Genomic DNA, 17,987 nt, shown 5'->3' with positions numbered 1-17,987 from the left:
TCAGGCCACCGCCCGGGACATGACGTACAAGGCGTCACGCACGGTCATCGAGTTGTCTTCGAGGGTGCGCAGGTGCACCCCCGCCACCTCCGGTTGCGCATCGAGGCGCGCCGGGGCGTGCAGATAAACGTTGAAGGCGCGTTCGCTGGTGGAGGCTTGCAGTTGCCGTTCGCGACCGATCAACGCGCTGAGTGCCGCATCGCTGTCGCTGCCGCCCACCGAACGCACCGACGACCAGCGCCCTTCCCTTGCCAGCAGCAACACGCTGCGTTGCGGTTCGGCGACGATGAACAGGAAGTCGCCGGCATCGAGGCTTTTGTCGAAGCGGTTGAACGCAGTCATCATGTACGGCTGCACCGAACGCAGGCGCAGACCGCGACCGCTTACCAGCGTGCGCAGGCGTGCCAGCAAATCCTGCGGCAAAGCACTGGCGATCCGGTCATGCCCGGCCGGCTCGGCCGACAGCACCAGACTCCACGGTTGGGTCGGGGCGCCGAACAGGTCTTCGAAGCACAGTTGGGCGAAGCCGCGCAGTTCGTCAGGGCTGCTGATCTGCTCGCTCCACGGCACCAGGCAGAAGCGGCTGAAGTGGCCGGAGATCACCACGCTCAGCTCGGCACCGGTGCGGGTGTGTTCGCCGAGCAGACGGTCGAGGGTGTCCAGCGCCACCGCGTAGCTCTGGAAGCCTTCGTCGATGTAGCCGACGCTGCCCAGCCACAGGGTGTCGCTGCCCCGGCGCTGGCCGAGGCCGACACCGCTGGCGCCGAGCACGGCGATAAATTGATCACGCGATAAAAGTGACACGATTGATCTCCTCCAGCGTGGTCCGACCGTGCTCCACCAGCTCCAGCGCCGATTCGCGCAACAGGCGCAAACCACGGGCGCAGGCCAGGGCTTTGATCTGGGTGATGGGTTGGCGCTCGACGATCATTTGCCGCAGTTCGTCGTCCAGGTGCAGCAGCTCGGCAATCGCCGTGCGGCCGCGATAGCCGCTGCCCCGGCAGTGGCCGCAGCCCTTGCCGTGGACGAAGTGGTAGTGATCGACTTTCTGTGGATCGAGGCCCGAAGCGCGCAGCTCTTCATCGCTCGGGTTGACCGGCGTGCTGCAACTGCTGCACACCAGCCGGATCAGACGCTGGGCAAGAATCGCGTTGAGCGCCGAGACCAGGCTGTAGGGGTCGATTTCCATTTGGGTAAAACGACCGATCACGTCGAACACGTTGTTGGCGTGGATGGTGGTGAACACCAGGTGACCGGTGAGCGCCGATTGCACGGCGATCTGCGCGGTGTCCGGGTCGCGGATTTCGCCGACCATGATCTTGTCCGGGTCGTGGCGCAGGATCGAGCGCAAGCCACGGGCGAAGGTTAGGCCTTTTTTCTCGTTGACCGGGATTTGCAGCACGCCGGGCAGCTGATATTCCACCGGGTCTTCGATGGTGATGATCTTGTCCACGCCGTGGTTGATCTCGGTGATCATCGCGTACAGCGTGGTGGTCTTGCCGCTGCCGGTGGGGCCGGTCACCAGCACCATGCCGTAGGGTTCGGCGGCGAGGCGACGCAACTGGCGCAGGGTTTCGTCTTCAAAGCCCAGCGCTTGCAGTTGCACGCCGCAGACCTTGTCGGCCAGGTCCTGTTTGTCCAGCACCCGCAGCACCGCGTCTTCGCCGAAGATGCTCGGCATGATCGACACCCGGAAGTCGATCTGCCGGCCGCTGATGCCGATCTTGAAGCGACCGTCCTGGGGCACGCGTTTTTCGCCGATGTCCAGCTCGGCCATGACCTTGACCCGCGAAATCACCTGCTCGGCGAACTCGCTGCCCTGGATCTTGCCGATGTTGTTCAGCACGCCGTCGATCCGGTACTTGATCACCAGGCCCTGGCCGGTGGTGCCGAGGTGGATGTCGCTGGCGTGCATTTTCAGCGCGTCGTACAGGGTCGAGTTGACCAGTTTCACCACCACGCTCGAGTCTTCGCTGATGCTGGTCAGCGACAGGCTTTGCAGGGTGTCGGTCTCGCTGCCGGCGTCGGCCTGGGCGTTGAGCGATTCGACGGCGTGGAAGCTTTCTTCGTGGCGGGCCAGATAGGCCTTGAGGTCGTCGGCGTGCACCAGGTACAGCGGCGCGCCGTGCAGGCATTCGTCGATCCAGGCCAGGCGCGCGGTGTCGAAGGGGTCGGCGAACACGCCGATGACTTCGTCGTTGTGGCGCAGCAGGATGAATTCACGTTTGAGGCATTGCGCGAGGGTGACCCGGTCGAACACCGGGCTCGCCAGAAACAGCGTGTCGGTGTCGAGCACCGGGTAATGCAGGGTGGCGCCGAGGCTGGCAATGAACGGCATCGGCGCCAGTTCACAGAGCACGGCCAGTGCATCGAGCACCCGTTCTCCGGAAGTGCTGGCCCGTGCCCGAGCCTGGGCCAGTTGCTCACTGGAAAAGCGTGGCGGGGTCTGTGCCTCCTGTGGAGGATTGACCGACAGCGGTTCGACGACAACGGACAGACGATCCATGGCTTGCTCTCCAACACCCGGGGCTTGAGGCCCTGACGGCGCGGGAGGCGAATTCGGCGAGTGCCGGAACGTCTATCGCGCCATTACTCCCCGGTGAGCATTTGATCGTCGTCCGGTGCCATGACCTCCGACCGGTTTCGTCGGCGGTCCGCCAGCACCCAACTGCCATCGTACAACTGCAACGGGAAGCTCTCGGTCCTGCTCTGGCGTCGTTCGACAAAGCCTTCGGATGGGCTCGCACCGGGTTTCGCTTCGCGCTGGATCCCCAGAAGGTCGCAGACAGCTCGGGCAAGTTCCGCCAAAGGAAACGGTTTGAACAGGATGTGACTGACCCCCAGTTGCCGCGCCCGCTCACAGACTTCAGCGGTCGGGTGACCCGTTATCAGCACGAAATGACACGTCCTGTTCTGGCGGACCGCGTCGAGCACCTCGAACCCTTCCATATCGGGCAAGCGGTAATCGAACACCAGCACGTCGGGGGCGAAAGTCTCGGCCTGGCCGATTCCCTCTGCGCCGTCATGTGCAATCCGGACTTCCAGCCCTTGCGCCGACAGATAATCCTGAAGGTTCTGTGCAAGCAGCTGTTCGTCTTCGACAACCAGTACTTTGTTAACCAAGGTGGACTCCCTGAAACCTCAAGTGCCGGCAATTGAAATTCAATGACCCGAACCTGCTGGAGTGCGCCTCACAAGAGGTAACGCACACTTCATGCCAGGCTGAATGCCGGTAATTTTTTGTCTTCATGTCCTTGAATTGAATGGAAATGCCCGCTCGTCCCGGTACCCCGTTCCCCAGAAACGGGGAAGCACCTGAATGGGCATCGAAGCCATTCCCCACTATTGGGGGGGAACCTTCAGTCGTCGTCAATTCGTTCGATCCTGTTCTCTGCCCGTAATTGCGCGAGCACCTGACGACGAGCCTGGGTCTGTTGCTGTCGGGCGAGGTACGCCCTGACTGTTTCCAGCCCTTGCTCCTCTGGGACATCGGCCGCCTCCTTGTGGTTCTCGACAAAGATCAAATGCCAGCCGAACGGTGTGCGCACCGCTTCGCTGACTTCACCAGGCTTGAGGGCAAACGCTGCCGTTTCGAAGGCCGGCACCATCTGCCCACGGGCGAAATACCCCAGGTCCCCGCCCTGGCTGGCGGTGACATCTTCCGATCCCGATTGCGCGACGCTAGCAAAGGTTTGCCCCCCTGCGATAGCGGCACGCATCTGCATCAAGCGTAGTCGTGCCGCTTCAACCGTGGCGGCATCGGCATCGCCGGCAACCTTGATCAGAATGTGCCGGGCCTGGACCTGCTCCGGTGCGCCCATTTCGGCGCGGTGTTCGTTGAAGAAAGCCCGCACGGTCTGCTCGTCCGGGGCCTGGACTTGGGTCAGTACGGCGAACATCCGCTGCGCCGCCAGTTCGCGATGGGTGTACTCGGTGAACGAGGCCTCATCGAAACCGGCGTCCTGCAAACGCTGGAGGAATTTATCGGTGCCGCCGATGGCGGTGCGGGTCTGTTCGACCTGTTCGCGCACGGCTTGCTCATCGATCTTCACCCCGCGCTTGCGCGATTCCTGCCAGAGCAGTTCCTTGTCGATCAGCGTGTCCAGCGCGGCCTGACGCAATTGTTTATAGGCCTTGGGGTTGCGGATGCTCGCCACGGCGCGGCCCTGATCTTCCAGGTACTCGGCGAAAAAACGTTCCAGGCGAAACTCGGAAATAGCCTCGCCGTTGACCCGGGCGGCCACCGGCTCATTGTTCGCCATTCCCACCGACAACCAGCCTGTCAGCAGCCAACACAGGGTTTTGAGCTTCATGATCAGGGCCTCCGGTCAGGGCGTGGCAATAATCGGTTTGTAGGGAGCGACCAGATAAAAACGCTGGTCGGGCAAGTCAACGGTGACCACGTGCGCCCCGCTCAGGCCCAATCGTCGGCCGGGGCCGAAGCTCAGGCGCGGGGTCAGGCCGGTGTCGAAGTCGTGCAGGCCTTCGAGGGCCGCCACCAGTTTTTCGCGGCTGGCGTCGCGGCCGGCCTGCTTCATGCCTTCGCTGAACAACAGCATCGAGGCGTAGGCGCCGACTTGCAGCACCGCGTGCTGGGCGCCGAGGCCTTGATGCTCGCGCAACAGCGTCAGCGCCATGCGCCCGGCCTGGGTCCAGTCGCTGGGCACGAACGGATACGCCAGAAACACCCGCCGGGAAAAACCCTCCGGCACTTGCAGCAAATCCCCCGCCACCTGGCTCGATGCGGCAAACAGGTACGGCACCTGCCCGGCATTCTGCAATCCGGCCGCCAGCCGACTGAAACCTCCGCCGCTGCCCAGGTAAAACACCGAGCGTGAGCCCAGCGGCAAGCTGTCCGCCGCCGGGTCGTAGGCCTGCAGATGGACTTTTTCCCAGCCGTGTTCCTGCAGATAGCGGCCAAGGGTCTGCGCCGCCAGCACCTGGGCCGGGTCATCGGGATAGGCAATCAGCGTCGGCCCTTGCAGCACTCGCAAACTGGCGGTGGCGTAATCGGCCAGCGCGATCAGTTGCTCGCGCAGGCCCGGCAGCGGCTCGAAAATCTGTGGGCTGGCCTGCACCGGGCCGAGCAACGACAGGGCCCCGATCAGCGGCACGCCGGACTGCTCCAGACGAGGCGCCAGTTCGCTGTCCAGCGCCGGGGCCAGCGGTGCAATCAGGGCAAAGACTTGCTCTTCCTCGATCAGCCGTTGCAGGGCCTGTTCGGCGCTGGCGCGATCCGGGCCGGGATCGGCCACGGTCAGGCGCAACTGCCGACCGTGAATGCCGCCGGCCTGATTGATCCGCGCAACGCTGCCGTTGAGCACCGCCGCGATGGTAGCGCCCTCCTCGGCCAGTGGCCCCTGGCTGGGCAGCAAGGTGCCCAAATGCAAGGTCTGGTCATCGAGCCCCGGATCGCGGTCATCGGCCAGGCGTTTGAGGTAAGCCGTGAGATTGCGCTGATCCTTCATCGACAACAGGAAGCGCGGCATGCTCGGGTCGAGGCGATTGTTGCCGGGGTCGCGGCCCTGCTGGATCACCCGCGCCAGACTGCTGTCGGTGTAGGCCGGGTAGTTGCGGCCATTGATCTGTTGCTGACCGTGGATGCTGGTCAGTCGCGACCAGTTGAGCTGCGGCGGGCGCACCCCGCCTTCGGGTCGGCCCAGACCATCGGCGCCGTGGCAGTTGGCGCACGGCAGGCTGGTGGCCGGCAGCAACACATCCGCCGCGCCGACCCGCGCCATGATCGGCTCGCCGCTGGCGGACAGGCCTTCGCGGTACAGGCGCTTGCCGGCGTTTTCCTCATCGGTCAGCTGCAACGCGGCTGCGCCGAGGCTGACGCCAGCGAGCAGGATCAGGGCGAGGACGCGGCCGAGGTTCATGGCGCGGACTCAGCGGCCGGCCACGGGCATTGTCAGCAGCTGCAAGCGCTGGGCAATGGCGGCGGCCGGGGCATCGGGACGGATTTTGCTCCAGCGTTTGTTGGCCACATCGCCGACGATCAACTGGGTCGAGTGCTGCTCGGGCGTCGGCACGATCTGACCGATGCGGCCCAGCACCAGGTCCATCTGCGCCTTGTCGCCGGTGAGGAAAAGCCAGTGAGGGTCATCGGCGCCCTGCTTCAAGGTGTAAGCCTTGAGCACCGCCGGCGTATCGCGCAGCGGATCACTGGTAAGGGAAATGAAGGTGATGCCGTCGGCCTTGTCGCCCAGCAGCTCGCGGACTTCCTTGAGCTTGCGGGTGATCAGCGGGCAGGCGTCATTGCAACTGGTGAAAATCACGTTGAGCAGCACCACGCGGTTGTGCAGTGCATCGCTGTAGAAACGCTGGACGTCGCCGTTCTGATCCAGCAGCGGCGTGTCGGTGAACCAGGTTTTCGCGTCGTGGGTGCCTTTGGCCGGTGCGGGCGCAGCGCTGGCCGTTGCCGGTGTGGGCTGTTCGTGGCCTTCGTGAGCCAGGGCCATGGCGCTGAAAATCCAGAAACACACTGTCAGGGTAAGCCAGTCCAGGGTTCTCATGGTTGTTGCTCCATGGCAATCGCGGTGTGTTTGGCGTGGGTGCGCAGGCCGCTGAGTTTCTCGACTTCCTTGGCCAGCAATGCCGGATCGGTGAAGCCGTAATAACGCGTCCAGTGGCGACTGTTGCCGTCACCAACGAGGATCAGTGGCTGATGATTCTTGAAGTCGCCGCTGAAACTGCCGAGGCCCTTGAGGGTGGCGGTGATCGATTGCGGCGAACCGGTGAGCCAGCTCCAGCCCGGGCCTTTCTGGAAGGTGCGGGCGTAATCCTGCAGACGTTTCGGGTCGTCGCGCTGCGGGTCGATGCTGATCGACACCAGTTGCACCTCGGTGCCAACCCGGGCACCGAGCTGTTTCTGCACCTTGCCCATGATCGACGAGACCACCGGGCACACCGTCGTGCAGCTGGTGTAGATGAAACTCATGACGACGATTTTGTTGTGCACCAGATCCTGTTCCAGGTGCACAGTCTTGCCGTTCTGGTCGAGCAGCGGCACGTCGGCGAACTTGACCTGGGCGTGTTCCTGGCTGTTGGCGGCCGGTGCGGTGTGGCCGGCATGCTCGTCCGCCGAGTGGGCGCTGGCCTGCTGGATACCGACGGCCAACAGGCACAGGGTCAGCAGGCCACGGGATGCAAATCGGTTCATGGTCGTTTCCTCGTCACTGAGTCTGGCCGGGCAGCACCCGGACACTGGCAAATGTCTTGTCGTCGAAACCGGCGCCCAGCGAGGCCGCGCGCACGTGCAGGTACCAGGCGCCGCTGCGATCAAGCGTCACCGGTGCTTCGTACACGCCGTCGGCGACTTCCCGTGCGGCCACTTCACGGGGCCGGGAAGTCGGCGCGAGGAAGTAACGCAACTGCACGTCGGTCACGCCGCTGCGCTGGATCTTCTGTTTGCCCTGGACGATGCGAAAGCGCACCACGTAAGGGTCGTTGAGGGTCACGGCGGTCTTGTCCAGCAGGAACTCGACTTTTGCCGCGCCCAGGTGTTTTTCCGGCGCGCCGTCGGACGCCACCTGGGCGCTGAAGCAATGAATGATGTTCGGCTGGTTGAGCAGGAACGCCACGTCGAAGCGCCCCGCCGCAGGCAGCTTGACCCGGGCGCTGTAGAGCCCTGGCGACACTTCGCGCAGGCTGCGGTCGATCACCAGCGCAGCGCGGGCGATCTGCCCGCGGTTGGGGTAACCGGACATCGGCGCGTTCATGCCTTCGGCGTAGAAATAGGTGGTGTTGTCCACCGGGTTGACCACGAACACCGCGTTGTCATCGCGCGATACCGCGAGGCTCGATGCCAGCGGCAGATCGCCGGCCAGCCGTGGCGGCTGCGGCCCGGCCTCGAAACCCTGGGTAATCGGCTGACGCCCTTCGCCCAGCGAAGACAGGTTGATCATGGTGACTTTTGGCGAGGCCAGTCCGCGCACGTAGGCATAGGCCTGGGTGAACACCACTTGATAGGGTTCGGCTGAAACCTCCAGATCATGGATCGCCGAATCGTTGGCTGCGTCGATCACCGTGGCGCGGTTTTCCACCGTGTTCAGCACCACGCCAAAACGGCCGTCGGCGCTGAAACCCATCGGGCCGAGGCCCTGTTGCAGCTTGATCACCCGGCGTACGGCGCGGCTGTTGCTGTCGATCACGGTGACGGTGCCGTCCTTGCCGTCGGCCACGTACACCGCGCCGGACAGCGGTGAGTACGCCACCGACAACGGACTGGAACCGGTCTTGACCTGTTGCACCAGGCTCAGGCTGGCGACGTCGATGACGCTGAGGGTGCCGTCGTCGCGGTTGCTGACGAAGGCGAAACGGCTGTCCTTGCTGAACGTGATTTCATGGTGGCCGCGCCCGGTCGCCAGGTGTTTCAGCGGTTTGAGGCTCTGGGTGTCGATCACCGTGACCCCGGACTGTTCAGCCTTGCTCGCGTTGTTGCCGACCCACAGCAGGCGCTCGTCCGGTTGCAGCGCGACCCGCACCGGTTGGCTGCCGGCGGCCACCGAGTCGATGACTTTGAATTGCTCGCTGTCGATCACCGCCACTTCCCCCGCCTTCGGCATCGACACGAAGACCTTTTTGTTGTCCCTGGGCGTGACCCAGTCCATCGGCGACTGCTTGAGTTCGATCCGCGCCAAGGTGCTGGTGATGCCGCCCACCGACACTGACGGATCGACCACCGAAACGCTGGCATCGCGATTCATCACCAGCAGGAAATAGCTGTTGAGATCAAGCAGCGGCCGCGCGCCGATGTTGGATTTGAGGAACGTACCGACCCGCGACTTGCAGCTCTGGTCACGGCCCTGGGCCTGGTCGGCGGCGACGGCTTGCGGATCGATCCACGCCCCCGGCGCCACACCGGACAACGGCTGGCCGGAGGCGCCGTCGGTGACGCGAAACTGCACGTCGGCAAACTCGCCCTCATGCAACTGGCCGTCGCTGGCCAGCGGCTTCAGATCGAAGGTGATCGACACGCCGTCGCGGGTCAGCACCTGCCCGGCGCCGGTTTGCGCCAGGGCAATCTCGCTCAGCGTGAGCAGTGCGCCGACCATTGCCAACAGGCAGACGCCGATGATGTTGATGATCCTGTTCATGTCGCTCTCCCCTGACACATTTTCCGAAACACCGCCGTCCCCTGTGGGAGCTGGCTTGCCAGCGATGGCGGCTTCAGCCACACCATCCAGAACCGAGTTGCTGCCAATCGCTGGCAAGTCGAAACGTCGAACCGCAGCTCCCACAGGTTTTTGCACTCACCGATCCATCGCATTCCAGCTACTGAGCAGGCGGCGCCGGCTCCGGCTCATTGGTCACCCGCAGCAATCCCCACAGCCCCGAGGTGTTGCCATAGGCGCCGTAATCGCGGAACAGGTAGTCCCCCGGTATCGCGTTGCTGCCCCCGGCGCTCGGGATCATGAAGCTGAAGTGCGCCGCCGGCAGGATGCTTTCGTGAGCGCCGATGTACATCGACATCGGGTTGTAGCCGAAGCGCACCGAACCCACGCCCGGCGTGCCCATCGGGTAGCCGCCGGTATCGCTCTTCTCGGCCTGGAACGGGTTGAGCGACCAGACGTGTCCGTCGAGCTGGAACGTCGTGCCGCGGCTGCCGCCACTCGGCATCAGAATGTGCGTACGGAACGGCTGACCCGGTTTGGCATACAGCACCGGCGTCTGCGGATCGCCCCCCACCAGCGCATTGCTGTAGGCCATGTGCGCGTTGGTCATGTCGCCGTAACCCGCGCCATCGGCATGGCCGAACGGCGCATCCGGGGCGAGGCCGAAGCGGTACCACAGCGGTTCGGTCTTGTAGTTGATGGCCATGCTCGAGTTGTCCTGCGGATCGGTCGGTACACCGAAGCCCTCGGCAGCGATGCCTTCGACCGGCCGGCCATTGGCCCAGCGGGTGTTCAGCGCCTTGTGCCAGACCATCGCGAAGTCGCGGTAAGTCGTCTGCCCCGGTGCGGTGACCGTGGCGTTGACCTTGCGCGCATCGTCGACCCAGGTCGCGCCGATCGGCAGGATGCTCATCGCACCACCCAGGCCTTTTTGCGGTTGCTTGATCACATCTGCCGGGGTGAAGTTCAGGCCACCGAACTCCACGGCCGTGGCGTTGATGTTGTCGACACTGCGCCCCAGTTGCGTGACTGGTTTGCCTTCACGCTCCAGGTGCCCGGCGTAGTACTGATAGGTACGGGTCGGGTAGGCGCCGCTGCTGCCCAACCGTGGCGGCACGGTCTGGATCGGGTTGGCGCCGACGTTGGCACCGTCGGACTTGGTGATGTCATAGGCCAGCAGTTGCGCGTGCAGACCCACGTGGCTGGACGGCCGCATCAGGTTGTTGCTGAAAGTGGTCGAGCCCAGGCCGCTGTTGCGATCACGTTTGACGATGCCCTGCATCACGGCAGTCTGAGTCAGGTCGGGCATCACGCTCGGCAGACGGTTTTCCAGGGTGATGTTGATGCAGTCCCCGGCCGCTGCGCGCAGCACCAGCGGTTCGACCGGAATGCCGGGTTTGAGCTTGCCGCTGACCGGATCGAGGTCGGATTTGCGCACGTACAGGATCGCCGTCGGATCATGCAGCGGCCCGCTCTGGCCACCGATGGTGATGGTCTCGCCGTCCTCCGGATCGGTCACGGTCACTTGCGGGATGCTCACCGTGCGCGAGTTCAGCACCAGGGTGCCGCCCGCCGGATTCAGCGGCCCGCCGACATGCTGACCGAGCCCGGCCGAATCGCCGATGCTCAGGCCCAGCGAATTGCCGAGGATGTCGTTGGCCAGCGCCGCGACCACTTCATAGTTGCGCTGCACCGTCGGCCGGGTGCCGATGCCGTTGGGGTTGGCGCTGATCCGTGGGCAACTGCCTTCGAACGCCACGGTGTTGCGCATGCCCGCCGGACTCGGGTTGTTGGGGATGGCGAACAGGTCATTGCGTTTGGCCGTGTAGTTGCGCATCACGCCCCAGATCCCGCTCCAGTAGCCTTCGATCGAAGCATCCATCGAGTACAGATAGTCACCGGTGGTCGCCGCAGAGCTGGACAGCATCGACACCGGTGCGATGAAGCCCATCTGTTCGGAGATGCCGATCATCTGCGAGGCGCGCCAGCCGGAGTTGGAGCTGTTGCCGAAACCGGAACCGCTCTGCAGCCACTTCACGCCGTGCAGGGTGACGTTGTGCTCTTCCTCGTGGCCGCCGGCATGCACCCGCAGACGCACGTTGTCGCCGGTGTAGGTGCGCAGCATCGGGGTGAACGGGTCGCCCGGCTCGCTGCCGCCCTTGTTGATGTGCGGCGGGAACAGGGTGGTGCCGCCAGTCGGGCCGGTGGCGGCCGTCACCAGGTTCGGTGCCAGGTTCATCGCCGGGATCGCGCGGTCGGTGCGGCTTTGCATGGCGTACGCCAGATCGCCGCCGAGGCCGTCGGCCTGCATGCCGCGCTTGCCGTCCGGGCCGACCTTGTTCGGATCGTAGACCCGCAGGGCCAGCGGCTCGTTGCGATAGTTGACGACGAACATGCCCGGATCATCCACGGAGATCGCTTGCGGGCATGGCCGGCTCGGGCAGCCCGGCACCTGACCGCCCTGCACTTCCAGCACGCCTTCGAGCAGGGTGCTGGCGTTGTTGCGCACCGGCGGGTTGATCGCGTAGCGGAAGCTGTCGGCGGTGGCCGGGAACGCTTGCGGATTCGGCACGCCGTTGGGGCCGGCGCCCACGTACACACCGGCTTCATAGGCATGCTGGAAGTCGCTGTATTCGAGGAAGAACTCACGGAAGCTGTCGTTCTTGCCGTCGCCGTCGAGGTCGCCGGTGTTGATCACCGCCTGCCACGAGGTCGGCCCACCGTCCTGGCGCACGCCGCTGTACAGAGGCTCGCCGGTTTCGGCGTGGAACCAGGTGGAACCGGCCGGTTCCGCCAGCACCGTGGCATACAGGCCGATCTGCTGGTGAGTCGATGGGCCGAGGTGGTCGTGGGTGAAGATGGTGCCCAGGCCCCGATCCACGCCCTTGGCGTTGACCACCGGGTCGACGAACCAGCGTTGCATGGCCGTGCGTGCGCCCATCCAGTCACTGCGCCCGAACTGACCGAAGAACGGATGCGCCTTGGCTTTCGGGCACGCCTGGGTGCCGTCGCGCGGGTCGGTGCCCTCACACTGGTTGAATTCACGGATCGCGTGAATGCGTTCCTGAACGGCACCCGGGGAGAGCACGCCGTCCTCGTAGTTCCAGCCGTTGGAGGAACCGTCGGCGGCCGTCAGGTCCCACTTCGGCAAGTGAATGTGCTGGCCGATCACGTCGGTCGGCGTGCGCACCTGATAGTCATCCATCTCATAGGTGGCGGGCACCAGGTTGGTTTGCTGGTATTGCACGCAGTCGAAGGTGTTCATGCGCATCACCAGCGGCTCTGGCGGACGCTGTTTGGTGATCACCGGCCAGGCGTCTTCCCACAGCGCCAGAATCCGCGCTTGCGGGAAGTGATAACCGACCTTGTTGTAGACCGCGTCGAACTGGATGTTGGCGGCCTTGTAGATCCGTGGCCGGTCGGCGGTGAAGGTCGAGGCGCCGACGAAGGACATGCCGTCCAGCCGATCGCCGCTGGCGAATTCACCGCTGCCGGCGCTGCTGGTCAGGCGTTTTTGCCGGTCGTCCATGCACGGTTCGTAGTACGGCGCGCCGGCCATCGGCAGGGCGCCGTTGGTGCGGAAGGCCTTGGCCACGATCTGGTTGCCGGGCAGCAAGGCAAAGCTTGGGTGATCCTTTTTCGCGTGGAACGCCATCGCGGCCTGTTCCACTTCAGTGCCCTCTTCGGGCAGGTAAATCGGTTTGGCGCGGGTGACTTCCTTGGAGAAATCCAGCGAAGTGGTCACGGTGTACGCCTCGCCTCCGGCCGCCACCCCGTCGAGGGTGTGACGCTGCAAGCCGCCGTCCCAGCCGCCGGACTGATTCGGATCGAGGTTGGCCCACAGCGCTTTGCCGCTGGCTTTCAACGATTGCGCAGTGGCGGCGTCAAGCATGTCCAGCGGTGGGGTTGGCGGACGCTGACCCACCGAACTTTCCATGCCGCCGATCCAGAACGGATAGCCAGGGTTTTTCAGGCTGCCGTCGGCGTTGCGGTTGGCTTCGCTGCGATCGACCAAGGCCAGTGAGCCAATGGCTTGCGAACCACCGTTACCGCCGTGGTGTTCGCCGTCGTCATCGCCCTCTTCTTCCTCATCGTCGTCATCGTGTCCGGCGACCAGGGTTTCACCGATTTTCGGCACCACCACCACTTTGCCCGGCATCGGCGCCATGGCTTTGCCGGGCAGCGGCACGACGGCAGGAATCGGCGTGCCGGCAATGATCTCGCCATCCGGCAAGGCGCGGGCACCGGCGGCGGGTTTACCGCTGCGCAGGGCGTAAGGTTCGCTGTGATAACCATCGGCGCCCTGTTGCGAGACTTCCAGCCGGGTGCCTTCCTCGAACACATCGTGCACCCGCCACATCGACCACATGCCTTGGGCGAAATGCGGGTAGAAGTGGCAGTGATAGATCGCATCGCCGGCCACCCGGTTGCGGTTGCCGGAGCCGCCGTTGGCAATTTCGTAGGTATAGCCGGCGCCTGGGCCAATGCCTTGAGCATCGACGTAATCGGAGTTGTCGTCGTTGGGGTTGAACAGCCACTGATGGCCGTGCAGGTGAAAGATGTGCTGCTCGTGGCCGTTGTGGGTATTGCGGAATTTGACGAAGTCACCGATGTAGCTGTGGTTGACGTTCGACGGCTCCGACGGATACAGGGCCATGGTGGCCTTGACGCCGACCTGATCGGCGCTCGGTGTCTGGCCGGGGGCGATGTTCTCAAGCCCGGTGTTGGCCGGCACATCCACCAGCATCGCCACGTCGCCGACGGTGTGCGAGCTGAGGAAGAATTCTTCGTAGGCGCACGACAGGCAATCGTGCATCGGCCCCACGCCTAGGCGGTTGGCGACCACTTCGGCGCCCATGCCGCCGGAACCGTAGTTGATCATGAACGAGTCGCGGGTCGGCTCCAGCACATGGGCCATGACCGGGTCGGCCCAGTAGGCGGGGAATGCCTGGGTGGCAGCGGTTTCGTCCTGGAACTGCGAAGCGAAATCGCGAAACGGCTCGAGGCGGTTGGGGATCGCCGGGTTGCGCTTGCCCACCGATTCCAGCGGATAGGTGCTGGGCGCGAAACTGCCATCGGCATTGCTGCCCATGACGATCGCGTCGCTTTCGCTGGAGATGATTTCGTTGCCGTCGACCATGCTGATGATCGGCGTGCCGGCCTTGCCTTCACGCAGCCACGGTTCGCGCTGCGGGTAGCGGGCCTGGTAATCGACGATCGGGTGACCGGCCGGTGTACGGCCGGTGGTCGCCAGACGCATTTCTTCTTCAGTGAGGGTGTTGCGATAGGTGCGTCCCGACTTCGGCACCACCACGACCTGGCCGAACAGGCCATTGGCGGTGTTGCCGGCCGCGCCTTCCCCGCCGAATGTCGCGCCACGGCTGCTGACGGCAAATGCCCCTTCGCGCTCGGCGTACAGCACGTACGAACGGCTCGCGCCCGGCGGCACCAGGGTGTTGGCGTTGCGCCCGGTGTAGGAGGAAATGTCGTCGATGCTGTTCACCGCTTGCAGGCCGTTGACCTGGAAACCGACATGGCGGTCGGCTACCTGCTCGTCGACCTTGAAGGCATCGGCGCCACCGGGGTTCACGGTGCCCTCCTCGCCTTCAGGCCCTTCGAAATGCTTGTTCGGGTTGGCCTGGTAGTCGAGCAGGTTCTGCAGGTTGATCGTCAGGCAATCACCGGCGGCCACCCGCAGCACCAGCGGCCGTGGACGCTTGTCCGCACGCAGCGAGACCTTGCCCGGCACCGCGCTGCCGCCATAGGCCAGCGAGACGTCATGCTCATCGACCACATCGCGGCGCAAGGCGTACATCATGCCGTTGGCATTCTGCGCACCGAGGCGGTTGAACATCAGCGGTTGATCGAAGGCGACTACATTGGCCACCAGATTGCGCTCGCAGCGCACGGCGGCGCTGGCCAGTTCGACGCTGAGCATCGAGACCAGCAACAGCAGCCAGTTCAACAGGGGCGGTGCGTGGTGAATGCCAACCATGATCGGAAACCTCGTAGTGGGTGCTCACAGGGAACGATTCTCGATAAACCCCTTGGAGCAATCCGCGTGCCACAAAAAATTGCTTTTCATCTCAATCAGTTACACAAACCACTTGAGAACCCGGGGGATATTCCCCACCCGATTCCCCACTTTTCCGGGGCCATCGGTTTGCCCCGATAGTGGGGAAAGCCGGGGCTGGATTTTCAAAAAAAGCTTTACAACGGCGCATCCACCGCCAGCCCCTGCAGGCGCCGGTACTGACGCAAAACGCTCGGGACGTAACGCTGGGTTTCGGCGAACGGCGGGATCACCCGGCCGCGGCTGAGCACCGCGTCAGGCCCGGCGTTGTAGGCCGCTACGGCCAGGGCGATGTCGTTGTCGAACAGGGTCATCAGGCGCTTGAGGTATTTGGCCCCACCCTGGATGTTGGCCTTGGGGTCGTAGACATCTTTCACCCCCAGCTCGCGGGCGGTGTCGGGCATCAATTGCATCAGTCCGCCGGCGCCCTTGGGCGAGGTGGCACCGGGGTTGTAATTGGATTCGGACTTGATCACCGCGTGCAGCAAAGCCTCGGGCAGGTGATTGGCGCTGGCCGCCGCTGACACCAGCTCGGCGTAGGGCTGGTTGGCGATCAATTGCGGTTGCTGGTCAAGGCTGACCAGCGGCGCATCGGCCTCGCGAATCACCCGCTCGTAAGTGCGTCCGGGACGGTGGACGTTCGACAGCACGTAGCTGCCCTTGGCGTCCATGGAAACGAAGACATCGGCTTGCGCGGCACCGACCGACAGCACGCAGCCGAGCAGTCCTGCAGTGAATGAATGGATCATTGGGCCTCCCCTGACAGGCCCCGAAAAATTGGGGGAAATGCCCCACTGACCCGTCGTTGATCAGCCGTACGCAAGCACTGTGCCGACTCTTGAAAAGCCCGTAATACAAGGGTTCCAGCCGGACAGCCGAATTTATCGGGGGCTGAGCATGGCAATTGCATAAGCCCTTTCGGCGACACGGCTGCCACTCACGGGAGGTCATCATGAAGCTGCAATTTCGTCCGCGTGCCCAACGCGGTTTCACCCTGCTCGAATTGCTCGTGGTGCTGGTGGTGCTCGGCCTGTTGGCCGGGATCGTCGCGCCCAAATATTTCGCCCAGCTGGGGCGTTCCGAAGTGAAGGTCGCCAAGGCGCAGATCGAAGGCCTGAGCAAGGCGCTGGATCTCTACCGGCTGGAGGTCGGCCACTACCCGTCCACCGAACAGGGCTTGCAGGCGCTGGTGACCGCACCGAGCGACGAAGCCAAATGGACCGGCCCGTACTTGCAGAAAAAACTGCCGCAGGATCCGTGGGGGCGTAACTACACCTACCGCTATCCCGGCGAAAACAGCGAGTACGACCTGCTCTCGATGGGCAAGGACGGCCAGCCCGGCGGCGATGGCGAAAACGCCGAAGTCACCAACTGGCAATAAGCGGAGCACACGGCATGCGATTTCAACTCAAAGCAGTGGGCAAGGCCGGGGTGGTGTCGCTGAGCGTCGAGGCACCCGGACAGAGCGAGGCGCGGCGCATCGCCGAGGATCAGGGCTTGCGTGTGGTCAGCCTGCACGCCGAGCGCCACTGGCGTTCGTTGCGCCTGAGCAAGCGTGAAACTTTCAACCTGGTGCTGTTCAGCCAGGAGCTGACCACCCTGCTCAACGCCGGCCTGCCGCTGATCGATGCGCTGGAAAGCCTGGCCGAAAAAGAAACCGCCCCCGCCGCCCGCAAAACCTTGAGCGAGCTGGTGCGGCTGCTGTACGAGGGCAAATCGTTCTCCCAGGCGCTCGGCCAGTTGTCGGCGGTGTTCCCGCCGTTGTACGTGGCGCTGGTACAGTCCAGCGAGAAGACCGGCGCGGTCGGCGATGCGCTGGGCCGTTACGTGAGCTATCGCCAGCGCATGGACGAGGTGCGGCAGAAGATCGTCAGTGCCTCGATCTACCCGCTGCTGTTGCTGGTGGTCGGCGGTGGCGTGGTGCTGTTTCTGATGGGTTACGTGGTGCCGCGCTTCAGCCTGGTGTTCGAAGGGCTGGGCTCGAACCTGCCGTGGCTGTCGCAGATCCTGATGAGCAGCGGCATGTTTTTGCATGCGCATCAGGGTGAGTTTTTCGGCCTGTTGGCGACGATCGTCATCGCCCTCGCCGTGCTGCAGAAACAACCGGCGTTTCGCCGTGGGCTGGATCGGCTGGTGGAGAAACTGCCCGCCGTGCACCAGCGAATTTTCATGTATGAGCTGGCGCGGTTTTACCGGTCGCTGGGGATTCTGCTGCAAGGCGGGATTCCGCTGGTGACGGCCATGGGCATGGTGCGCGGCCTGCTCACCGTGGCCTCGCGAGCACGGCTGGACCAGGCCTGCGAACGGGTGCGCGAGGGGCAATCGTTGTCCACTGCGCTGGAGCTCAACCGTCTGGTGACGCCCGTGTCCCTGCGCCTGCTGCGCGCCGGCGAACAGTCCGGCAACCTCGGGCAAATGATGGAACGCAGCGCCGATTTCTACGACGAGGAAATCAGCCGCTGGATCGAGTGGTTCGTGCGGTTGTTCGAACCGCTGCTCATGACCTTCATCGGCCTGTTGATCGGGGTGATCGTGATCCTGATGTACATCCCGATCTTCGAACTGGCTTCGAGTATCCACTGACCTCGGGAACGGGTCGGATCACACGCAACAAGCCACATCCACGTTCCCAATCAAGACAACAAAGACGGAGAACGATATGCACATTCAAAAGCTCGTGCTCGCAATGGCCATCGGCGCAGTCCTGTCGGCGTCTACCGTACTGATTCCGGACAGCCTGTCCGGGGTGTCGAGTGTTCAGGCCAAGGATGGGGGAAGTGGTGGTGGCGGCGGTGGTG

12 protein-coding genes are annotated in these 17,987 nt (G+C 64.1%); 2 read left to right on the top strand and 10 right to left on the bottom strand.

The window, feature by feature from the left end:
- The 10 genes from L6D82_RS23145 to L6D82_RS23100 all read right to left on the bottom strand — a co-directional run bounded on the left by L6D82_RS23145 (position 1) and on the right by L6D82_RS23100 (position 15,938).
- Positions 1-804, bottom strand: a complete 804-nt coding sequence (locus L6D82_RS23145; protein WP_236191731.1) for a hypothetical protein — start codon at positions 802-804, stop codon at positions 1-3.
- Positions 785-2,506, bottom strand: a complete 1,722-nt coding sequence (locus L6D82_RS23140) for a GspE/PulE family protein (RefSeq protein WP_236191730.1) — start codon at positions 2,504-2,506, stop codon at positions 785-787. The genes L6D82_RS23145 and L6D82_RS23140 overlap by 20 nt, the downstream gene beginning before the upstream one ends.
- An 83-nt stretch (positions 2,507-2,589) precedes the next feature.
- Positions 2,590-3,123 (bottom strand): response regulator, encoded by a 534-nt coding sequence (locus tag L6D82_RS23135; RefSeq protein ID WP_085748467.1) that lies wholly within the window; start codon positions 3,121-3,123, stop codon positions 2,590-2,592.
- Positions 3,124-3,359: 236 nt separating this feature from the next.
- Complete coding sequence (locus L6D82_RS23130) at positions 3,360-4,313, bottom strand: peptidylprolyl isomerase (protein ID WP_236191727.1); 954 nt, start codon at positions 4,311-4,313, stop codon at positions 3,360-3,362.
- 15 nt (positions 4,314-4,328) lie between these two features.
- Positions 4,329-5,879: an ABC transporter substrate-binding protein gene (locus L6D82_RS23125; RefSeq protein WP_236191726.1), complete on the bottom strand. Its 1,551-nt coding sequence runs from the start codon at positions 5,877-5,879 to the stop codon at positions 4,329-4,331.
- Between the two features lie 9 nt (positions 5,880-5,888).
- The gene (locus L6D82_RS23120; RefSeq protein ID WP_236191725.1) at positions 5,889-6,515 is read right to left on the bottom strand and encodes an SCO family protein; all 627 of its coding nucleotides are present in this window, start codon (positions 6,513-6,515) and stop codon (positions 5,889-5,891) included.
- Complete coding sequence (locus L6D82_RS23115) at positions 6,512-7,162, bottom strand: SCO family protein (RefSeq protein WP_064595146.1); 651 nt, start codon at positions 7,160-7,162, stop codon at positions 6,512-6,514. Before L6D82_RS23115 ends, L6D82_RS23120 begins: the two co-directional genes overlap by 4 nt.
- A gap of 13 nt (positions 7,163-7,175) precedes the next feature.
- A complete protein-coding gene (locus L6D82_RS23110; protein WP_236191724.1) occupies positions 7,176-9,098 on the bottom strand; it encodes a YncE family protein in 1,923 nt (640 codons plus the stop codon).
- Between the two features lie 178 nt (positions 9,099-9,276).
- On the bottom strand, positions 9,277-15,111 hold the full coding sequence (mnxG, locus tag L6D82_RS23105) for a manganese-oxidizing multicopper oxidase MnxG (RefSeq protein ID WP_236191723.1): 5,835 nt from the start codon (positions 15,109-15,111) through the stop codon (positions 9,277-9,279).
- A gap of 215 nt (positions 15,112-15,326) precedes the next feature.
- Complete coding sequence (locus tag L6D82_RS23100; protein WP_236191722.1) at positions 15,327-15,938, bottom strand: lytic transglycosylase domain-containing protein; 612 nt, start codon at positions 15,936-15,938, stop codon at positions 15,327-15,329.
- A 203-nt stretch (positions 15,939-16,141) separates the two neighbouring features.
- Here L6D82_RS23100 and gspG point away from each other — a divergent pair, with 203 nt between their 5' ends.
- Together gspG and L6D82_RS23090 are read left to right on the top strand one after the other, a co-directional pair.
- Entirely contained in the window at positions 16,142-16,570 is a 429-nt protein-coding gene (gene gspG / locus L6D82_RS23095) for a type II secretion system major pseudopilin GspG (RefSeq protein ID WP_074687724.1), read from the top strand.
- Positions 16,571-16,584: 14 nt separating this feature from the next.
- A complete protein-coding gene (locus tag L6D82_RS23090) occupies positions 16,585-17,772 on the top strand; it encodes a type II secretion system F family protein (RefSeq protein ID WP_007956102.1) in 1,188 nt (395 codons plus the stop codon).
- Positions 17,773-17,987: the final 215 nt, after the last annotated feature.

The organism is Pseudomonas paraglycinae, from assembly GCF_021601625.1.
Taxonomy (GTDB): domain Bacteria; phylum Pseudomonadota; class Gammaproteobacteria; order Pseudomonadales; family Pseudomonadaceae; genus Aquipseudomonas; species Aquipseudomonas paraglycinae.
This window is presented reverse-complemented; position numbering and strand designations above follow the sequence as displayed.

What these genes read in the sequence shown, in the direction of transcription:
- L6D82_RS23140 (WP_236191730.1), bottom strand. Translation starts at nt 2,506, where the DNA reads ATGGATCGTCTGTCCGTTGTCGTCGAACCGCTGTCGGTCAATCCTCCA.
- L6D82_RS23130 (WP_236191727.1), bottom strand. Translation starts at nt 4,313, where the DNA reads ATGAAGCTCAAAACCCTGTGTTGGCTGCTGACAGGCTGGTTGTCGGTG.
- L6D82_RS23125 (WP_236191726.1), bottom strand. Translation starts at nt 5,879, where the DNA reads ATGAACCTCGGCCGCGTCCTCGCCCTGATCCTGCTCGCTGGCGTCAGC.
- L6D82_RS23120 (WP_236191725.1), bottom strand. Translation starts at nt 6,515, where the DNA reads ATGAGAACCCTGGACTGGCTTACCCTGACAGTGTGTTTCTGGATTTTC.
- L6D82_RS23115 (WP_064595146.1), bottom strand. Translation starts at nt 7,162, where the DNA reads ATGAACCGATTTGCATCCCGTGGCCTGCTGACCCTGTGCCTGTTGGCC.
- L6D82_RS23110 (WP_236191724.1), bottom strand. Translation starts at nt 9,098, where the DNA reads ATGAACAGGATCATCAACATCATCGGCGTCTGCCTGTTGGCAATGGTC.
- mnxG (WP_236191723.1), bottom strand. Translation starts at nt 15,111, where the DNA reads ATGGTTGGCATTCACCACGCACCGCCCCTGTTGAACTGGCTGCTGTTG.
- L6D82_RS23100 (WP_236191722.1), bottom strand. Translation starts at nt 15,938, where the DNA reads ATGATCCATTCATTCACTGCAGGACTGCTCGGCTGCGTGCTGTCGGTC.
- gspG (WP_074687724.1), top strand. Translation starts at nt 16,142, where the DNA reads ATGAAGCTGCAATTTCGTCCGCGTGCCCAACGCGGTTTCACCCTGCTC.
- L6D82_RS23090 (WP_007956102.1), top strand. Translation starts at nt 16,585, where the DNA reads ATGCGATTTCAACTCAAAGCAGTGGGCAAGGCCGGGGTGGTGTCGCTG.